This is a genomic window from Johannesbaptistia floridana (assembly GCF_057440575.1).
Genome location: NZ_JALKVM010000335.1, coordinates 1 through 7,508 on the forward strand (window position 1 = coordinate 1; position 7,508 = coordinate 7,508).

The 7,508-nt window shown below is 38.5% G+C and carries 7 protein-coding genes; 1 reads left to right on the forward strand and 6 read right to left on the reverse strand.

The window, feature by feature from the left end; translation table 11 throughout:
• Nucleotides 1–1,685: tetratricopeptide repeat protein (locus tag MW688_RS18905; protein WP_486737567.1), on the reverse strand; the 1,685-nt coding region annotated here is incomplete at its 3' end.
• A gap of 481 nt (nt 1,686–2,166) precedes the next feature.
• Between MW688_RS18905 and MW688_RS18910 the strand changes: the two genes are divergently transcribed.
• Nucleotides 2,167–2,295, forward strand: a complete 129-nt coding sequence (locus MW688_RS18910; RefSeq protein WP_486737568.1) for a hypothetical protein — start codon at nt 2,167–2,169, stop codon at nt 2,293–2,295.
• Nucleotides 2,296–2,812: 517 nt separating this feature from the next.
• Here the strand turns inward: MW688_RS18910 and panB are convergent.
• From panB to MW688_RS18935, 5 genes are all read right to left on the reverse strand, one after another.
• Entirely contained in the window at nt 2,813–3,574 is a 762-nt protein-coding gene (gene panB / locus MW688_RS18915; RefSeq protein ID WP_486737569.1) for a 3-methyl-2-oxobutanoate hydroxymethyltransferase, read from the reverse strand.
• A gap of 8 nt (nt 3,575–3,582) precedes the next feature.
• Nucleotides 3,583–4,263: a magnesium protoporphyrin IX methyltransferase gene (gene bchM, locus MW688_RS18920; protein WP_486737570.1), complete on the reverse strand. Its 681-nt coding sequence runs from the start codon at nt 4,261–4,263 to the stop codon at nt 3,583–3,585.
• A 19-nt stretch (nt 4,264–4,282) separates the two neighbouring features.
• Entirely contained in the window at nt 4,283–4,804 is a 522-nt protein-coding gene (locus tag MW688_RS18925; protein ID WP_486737573.1) for a peroxiredoxin, read from the reverse strand.
• 26 nt (nt 4,805–4,830) lie between these two features.
• Nucleotides 4,831–6,984, reverse strand: a complete 2,154-nt coding sequence (locus MW688_RS18930) for a caspase family protein (protein WP_486737571.1) — start codon at nt 6,982–6,984, stop codon at nt 4,831–4,833.
• A gap of 72 nt (nt 6,985–7,056) precedes the next feature.
• Nucleotides 7,057–7,508 (reverse strand): RRXRR domain-containing protein (locus MW688_RS18935; RefSeq protein WP_486737572.1); only part of this gene is annotated, 452 nt, incomplete at its 5' end.

Genomic DNA, 7,508 nt, shown 5'->3' on the forward strand with positions numbered 1-7,508 from the left:
TTCAAGCTATTTGCCACAGAGGGATGGTCCCCCTCAAACATTCGCCTTCTCATCTGTTTAGCTTCGGTGTAGAGACGTTCGGCGTCGCTGTATCTCCCTTGGTTATAGTAGAGATAAGCTAAATTGTTCAAGCTACTTGCCACGAATGGATGGTCTCCAGAGAATAAGCCTCGACAAACTTCTAAACATTGTTCATAGCAAGGTTCTACTAAGGTATATAAACCCTGTGCCTCATAATATCTACCCACACCCACAAAGGGCCAAGTTATATCTTCATGGGGTAACCAGTTTCTTAATGACTCTTTGGTTGATTCAGCTATGTGAGGAATAGACAATCTTACCTGTTCTATATCTGATTTTATGGGAGTATCAGGAATCTTCTGTGCCTCTTTTACCATTCCTTGACAAAATTGAGACTTTAACTCTTGTGATTCTGGTATTTGTTCCAATTTGTATCTCAAGTATTGATGTACTAGTTGATGCAATTGATAAGTTTCTCTTTCCCCTTCTGTTTCTCTAATTAAATTCAATGTCAGAAGTTGTTCATAGATAATTTCTTCTAAATCCTCTTCATCTTCTTCTGGTAAACATTTAACTACTAAATCCCACTCAATTGGTGCTAATGCAAACAAACTTAAAAAACAAGCTAACTTTTTGCCAGATTCATCTAATTCATCCCAACTTAAATCTAAAGCTTCTATGATTCCTTTGGGAGAATCTACTTTTCTCCTTTGTAGGGGTTTACTTTCTTGAAGGCTTTTTTCTTTTAAATTCGATAAAACTTTAGTTAATGACCAATTATAGAATGTTTCGAGAAATCGCCCTACCAATTCTATCCCTAATGGTAAGTATCCTAGCCATTCACAGAGTTCTTCTGCTGTTTCTCTTTCTTTTTCTAGTTTATCTACACCAATAAATGAGGCTAATAATTCCAAAGCGGCCTCTTTTTCTAATATTTCTAAATGTAATTGGCTAAAAGATCGGGCTAATCCTTCTCTTCTGGTAGTTATCAGAATTTTAAATCTCGTTTCTTGGGGTGGTAGATACTCTTGAATTTCTGTATATTTACTTACATCATCTAAGACAATTAAAACATCACCAGGAGGTCGCCATCTTGGCCAACAGTAATCTAATCGCTGTTGTAAATCCCACTCCTGTGGTGGATTTAATTCTAGTTGAGATTGTGCAAAATCTAGGAGTTGTTCCCCTACATTCTTATTTGGTACTTGTACCCAACATATTCCCCCTGGGTAAACTGACTGCTGTTTTTGAGTTAATACATACTGTATGGCTAGTTCGGTTTTGCCAACTCCGGCCATTCCGGTTATAGTTGCCGTAATGGCTATACGTTCTTTTTGTTGTAATTGTTGATGAAGTTCTTCTAGTTTTGTTTCACGACCGATAAAGTTTATGGGTGCAAGTCTTACCCTACCTCTACCTAGGTTATGAGGTATTGTTGATGGGACTTCTTTTTCTTGACTAATTTTTTCTAAAGCTTCTTCAACCTTTTTTAAGCCACAACCAAAGGGTGATTCTGCCCATTCTAGTAAAGCTATAGCTCGTTGTGTCTGTTCTGTATTCTCTCCTGGTAAATAGTTTTTAGGAACTTTTAACCTAAATACTAATTTGTTAAATTCACTTAGAGTAATATTTTCTAAAATATCAAGTAGCTCATTTCTATCCATATATACAAATTAGTTGGGAAAAATTCAATAGCAACAATATTTAATTAATTTAAAATACTAATATATTTTATTTTAATATAAAATCTTGATTATTACATAAGTTATGGTGCGTTACACTTCGTTAACGCACCCTACTTTTTTCGTGCGATCGCCGATAAGATCATCATCATCTTTTCATCAATTTTTTGAAATTGTGATACGCTACACTTCAGGATTTGCACTCTACTCAACTTGATGTGGGCGCAAATATGAGCGCCCCTACTACATACTATAGCAAAGCTCCCGGAGCTCCCGGAGCTCCCCTTATCTTTCGTGCGATCGCCGATAAGATAATCATCATATTTTTATCAATTTTCTAAGCTTGCGGTGCGTTACACGCAGGTTAACGCACCCTACTTTTCTTTCCGACATTGATGCCATTTTTAGCTAATAATCTTAGTGAATTAATTTTTATATTCATTTGGTAGTAGGGGCGCAAGGCTTGCGCCCATCCCAAGGCTTGCGCCCATCCCAAGGCTTGCGCCCATCCCAAGGCTTGCGCCCATCCCAAGGCTTGCGCCCATCCCAAGGCTTGCGCCCCTACATACTAATATATTTTATTTTAATATAAAATCTTGATTACTACATAAGTTATGTTGCGTTACACTACGTTAACGCACCCTACTTCTTTTTCTGTTTGTCTTTCGTGCGATCGCTATCTTTAAATTATATCTTTCTCTCTTTGTCTTTCGTGCGATCGCCGATAAGATTATCATCATATTTTCATCAATTTTCTAAGCTTGCGGTGCGTTACACTACGTTAACGCACCCTACTTTTTTTCCTGCTACTCAACTTGATGTGGGCGCAAGCCTTGCGCCCCTACTACATACTATAGCAAAGCTCCCGGAGCTCCCCTTATCTTTCGTGCGATCGCCGATAAGATAATCATCATATTTTTATCAATTTTCTAAGCTTGCGGTGCGTTACACGCAGGTTAACGCACCCTACTTTTCTTTCCGACATTGATGCCATTTTTAGCTAATAATCTTAGTGAATTAATTTTTATATTCATTTGGTAGGGGCGCAAGGCTTGCGCCCATCCCAAGGCTTGCGCCCTACATACTATAGCAAAGCTCCCCTTCTCCCCTTAAGGCTGAACAGTTTTAATAAACTTTTGAACACCTTCGATGATAATTTCACGTAAATTAACCACTGATTGAGCAAAAGGGGGTTGTTGGGCAGAAAGTCCCAACAAATCAGCAGTAACTAAAACTTGTCCATCACAGTTAACACCAGCGCCAATGCCAATAGTGGGTATAGCTAGAGTTTGAGTAATTTTTTCTGCTAAATCACTAGGAATATGCTCTAAAACAATCGCAAAAGCCCCAGCTTCTGTGATGGCTTTGGCTTCTTGTAGGATGCGTTCTTGGTCTTCTGGAGTTTTTCCTTGTTGTAGATACCCCAGTTGATGTACTGATTGGGGAGTTAAGCCCACATGCCCCATCACCGGAATACCAATTTCTGTTAAACGTTTAATTGTGGCGACTATAGAACTACTACCTCCTTCAATTTTAACCGCAGCAGCTCCGGTTTCTTTGAGAATTCTGCCCGCAGACTCTATAGCTTGGCTGATGCTGATTTGGTAGGTTAAAAATGGTAAATCACAGACAATTAATGCTCTTTTCACACCTCTACTTACAGCAGAGGTGTGATGTATCATCGCTTCTAAGGTGATGGGGAGGGTGTTAGGGTAGCCGAGGGCTACCATCGCTAGAGAGTCACCCACTAAGACAATATCTACTCCCGCCTCATCCAGTAATTGGGCGATCGCATAATCCCAGGCTGTGAGGGCGATGATGGAGCGTTTTTCTTGTTTCCATTTAATTAATTGTCTTGTGGTAACTCTCATAGTTTAGTTTAATCTCTGGTTACTTCTAGGATGCGAGAATAGTAGAAACGGGTACTAGTCATTCCGCTTCTTTTTAATGTCAAACCATTGGCTTTGAGTATGTTGATCATATCAGTTTCTCGGTGTTGGTAGGCGCGAGTGGTTTTACTCGGACCTGGAAAAAATTCACCGATTTTCTTCAAAATAGTCAATAAACAGGTTTTTGGAGCAAAACTCAAAATCAGACGAGATTCTGCTAAAGAAGCTAAATGAGAGATCATGTTTTCCATATCTGCATCAGGGTAGTGAATCAGTACATCAAGACAAATCACTGTGTGATATTTACCACTGATAGCTTCTAAATCACTTACTTCTAAACTAAGATTAGGACAATCTCCTAGGGTATTTTTTGCTCTGTTTTTGGCTTCTGTGACCATTTTTTCGGAGATATCGCTGCCAAATACCTGGGCGCCTTTTGCGGCGAGGGGTATACTCAGACTCCCGACACCACAACCCGCATCACAAATGGACATATTAGCTAAATCTTCTGTTTCTAGCCATGCTAAGACAGTATCGATGGTTTGTTGGTGTCCAGTCCGAATATCTCTTTGTACCTTATTTACTTCCCCATCGCCGTAAATACGCTGCCAGCGCTCAAATCCAGAACTATTAAAGTATTCTTTTACTACGGTTTTATCGTCTAGTTTCATCTTAAATTACCACCCAAATTTAATTTATCAGAGACTCAAGAGTTGCTAATACTTCTTGAGAATGAACTGCTGGATTTACCCCAAGGAAAATTTCTCTAAGTATGCCTTCGGGATCTATGATATAGGTATGACGCAATGACATAATTCCCAGCCAAGACCCATAAGTTTTACTAACTTCCCCGTCTGTATCTGCTAGGAGGGGAAATTTTAAACCTTCAGAATCACAAAATTGAGCGTGAGAATCTACATCATCGGCACTCACTCCTAATATTTGCACATTTTTGGCTTGGTATTTAGGTAAATCTTGTTGAAAGCGACGGGCTTCTAGGGTACAACCAGAGGTGAAATCTTTGGGGTAGAAATAGAGTACTACCCATTTACCCCGATAGTCAGAGAGGGATATTTTCCCTTCTCCTGTGTTTGTGGGTAGGGTAAAATTTGGGGCAGGTTGGTTTAATTCTGGTTGTTCTCCTCCTAGGGCGATCGCCTTTGGGGTAAAGCTTATACTAAATAAAACTAGGCTAATTATAGCCACGAACATCAACTTACGACGTACAAACATAATTCTTAAACAGTTGGAGCAACTACTTGGTATACAAATCTTAATGTAGCCCATTTATTCACATCTAGGGCATAAACCTCTGGGGTATTCACTAAATCGGAACTCACGGCACTTGCTGCGTGTAAGTCCTTCAAAATTGCTTTTGACACTTCTAGAGGGTTACCTAATTGTAGGAGTTGTTCTTTATCTCCGATGGTTTGCTGATTATCTGCTAGGGTATCGAGAGTTTTACTAAATTGGGCTTCGCTAAAGATAAAGATAATTTCTGTTACTCCTTTTACTTCTGGCACTTTCCAGGTTAAATTTTGCGCTGGATTGGGTACTAATCTAGTTTGACCTGCTTCTATTAACCAGGGTGATGTTTGTTTTTGTAGTAAAGAATTGTACAGGGCGATGGCTTGATAGTTGGGTAATATGCCTAAGATTAAAAAATAAATAGGTTTATTTCCCTGATTAGTAATTTCTAAATCTAGTTGACTTCCTGAAGTTATTTTGGTTAAAAATTCTATATCTTGACCTTTGGTTTTAGTAGTTATATTTTCAGGGTCTCCTGCCCTAGTACTTTGTTTTATAGTAACTGGTTGAGTTGATTTATTCAAAGTTAAACTAGCTTCTACTGGTAATAATGACGAACCCTGATTAATAGTCAAGCGCCAAAGTTTAGCGGCTAGAATCATCTTTAATTCTGGAGTTAAACTAGTAATTGCTGGTTTTATCGCCTCATTAGCTTTATTTCTAGATTTAGAGATAAATACGCCACCACTAGAAAAAAGAGCGTATTTTTCCTCAGTTTTACCTAGTATACAATCAGCAGGTTGGTCTCCGGCTTTGATAACATTGTTTACTATATCTAAACTCAATAAGGCACTGGTAGCATCTACTCTTTCTATTCTCTCTAAACAGGAGTCTAGGGCTACAGTTAACTTGAGATTATGAGGTAAAACTCGAATATATTCTTGTACTAATTGCCCTACCTCTAAAACTTCTGTGGGTTTTAAATTTTTGTCTATTAGTTTAGCTGTACATTCGATACCTTCTGTGCTACGAATTTGCAAATATTGCTTAGATTTGAGTTGAGGAATAATTACACAAGAATTAGCCCCATAGTTTTCAAGAACATGGGGGGGTAATCCGAGTAATTTTAGTTTAACTTGAGTATCGTTTATTTTACTAACAAAGCCTTGGGCACTAATTGCTTGAGTAACAGGTAAATAATAAATTGATTTAGCAGTTTTAGAGTTGCTAATTACTTCTGGTTGTTGCTGAGTGCCCACTAGAGAAGCTATATTGGCACTAGTTTTGCTCATACTCACCATTAAACTAGTAGGGGCGATCGCTTCCCATAAATACTGAGTTAAATTATAAGTAAATATCCCGGCACTAAACCCTTGCCAATCTTCTTCTGCTGCCCATTGATCTTTTTTAGCAGCTTTAAGATATAGGGAAGAGTTATTTCTTTTTTTCAATCCTTGTTTTTCTTGAGTAGATAATTGTAATTGTAAATTCTCGTTTAAAGCTATTTCGGAGAAATTAGATTTTTCTGTGGGAGATTTTGCCAAAGACCGTATACGCAGATTTCCCTGTAAAGGTTTATCTGTGGCTAGATAGCTAGTATCTAAAACGAAGACTACCTTGTTAGTAGATAGAGACTGTGCTAATAAATCTAAGGTAGGTTCAAATAAAAAATTACTAGTTGGCAATCCTTTGGTTTGTAAATTGCTATCAACGGGAGTTAAACAAGGAATTATTCTCGGCTGAGAAGCTGCTGCTGTTTCTATTTTAGCTGAGCTGCCATAACCGCTAAAATGAAAGATTACCACATCATTTTCTTCAGCCTGTTTAATTAAATGCTGTTTAAAAGCATCTTCGATATTTTCTCTGGTGGCTTCGGCATTAGTAAGGGTCAAGACATCAGCCGGTTGAAAATTAAACCGATGAATTAGAAGTTCTTTTTGCAACTCTACATCAGTTAAACAGCCATGAAGATGAGAATAATCTTGATACTCATTGATTCCTATTAGCAAAGCTAGTTTTCTTTTAGTTGGATCTGCTAATGTTTGAACATAGCGGTTAAATCTCGAAAGATTTATCTGACCTAATCCTAGAGTCAGAAACGCTAATCCTGTTTGTTGTAAAAACCTCCGCCGTTCAATATTCATCTTTCCGCCCTCATAGAGACTCTCGCTAAACCTCTCATCAGGTTAGCGATGAGAGGAAATGAGGGACATAATTTATGTTGCATAGTTATATCCATCCGCCTTGTGAATAGGTTTACAGTATTTGTGGCTAATACCTTGAACTGTTTGGTTAGCAGTTTTAACCCCCTTCGGGCGAGGCAGGAGGCAGGGGGATCCGAGGCAGGAGGGAAGATTTTTAGTTAAAGTAAAGCCTTTGTGCCTCGCCCAATCGGGTTGAAGTCCCCCACCAAATCGAAGACTTTGGTGGTCTGCGGTTAGATGTGGGTTAAAATCCCCATCTAACTTTAGCTTACAATTATTGTTTGTGTGTAATGGTTTTTCCTCCTTAAGAATAATGGTAAATGGATAACGTTTAAATACGCTTGCTTTCCCTTGATTGAGTAACTTTCTAGCTCTACCAGGATGGCTTGGATTTAATGGTTTTTTGTGGGAATCTAAGACAAAAACTCGCATGAGTTTAACTCCTATTTCTAGGGTAAAGGTCG

Bases quoted from the DNA above. Each gene is read 5' to 3' on its own strand.
- panB (WP_486737569.1), bottom strand. From the start codon at position 3,574: ATGAGAGTTACCACAAGACAATTAATTAAATGGAAACAAGAAAAACGC.
- bchM (WP_486737570.1), bottom strand. From the start codon at position 4,263: ATGAAACTAGACGATAAAACCGTAGTAAAAGAATACTTTAATAGTTCT.
- MW688_RS18925 (WP_486737573.1), bottom strand. From the start codon at position 4,804: ATGTTCGTGGCTATAATTAGCCTAGTTTTATTTAGTATAAGCTTTACC.
- MW688_RS18930 (WP_486737571.1), bottom strand. From the start codon at position 6,984: ATGAATATTGAACGGCGGAGGTTTTTACAACAAACAGGATTAGCGTTT.